This window comes from Micrococcus sp. GbtcB5 (assembly GCF_019091605.1).
In the GTDB taxonomy this organism is placed as follows: Bacteria; Actinomycetota; Actinomycetes; order Actinomycetales; family Micrococcaceae; genus Micrococcus; species Micrococcus luteus.
This window is the reverse complement of sequence record NZ_JAGXJK010000547.1, coordinates 1-233: the sequence shown is the minus strand read 5'-3', so window position 1 is coordinate 233 and position 233 is coordinate 1. Positions and strand designations below refer to the sequence as shown.

General features: G+C 71.7%; 1 pseudogene. It reads right to left on the bottom strand.

Going from position 1 to position 233, the window contains the following annotated elements:
• Window positions 1-233: pseudogene (locus KVS67_RS13445) on the bottom strand (acyl-CoA desaturase); the annotation flags it as partial.

The following is a 233-nucleotide window of genomic DNA, read 5'->3' as shown; positions in this document are numbered from 1 at the left end:
TCCTCGGAGAACGTCTCCGCACCCTCCGGAAAGTGCCCGCAGAAGCTGACCGCGTGCGCCCAGATGTTGCGCAGGCCGTTGGCCAGCAGCGTGCCCGCCAGCGTGGCCTTGCCCGGGCCCGTCAGCACCTCGGCGACGGCCGGCGTGGCGAAGGAGTCCTTGGCGATCTGCCGGGCCGCCCTGACGCCCACCGAGCGCAGATACGGCTTCAGCTCCCCCCGGGACTTCTCTCC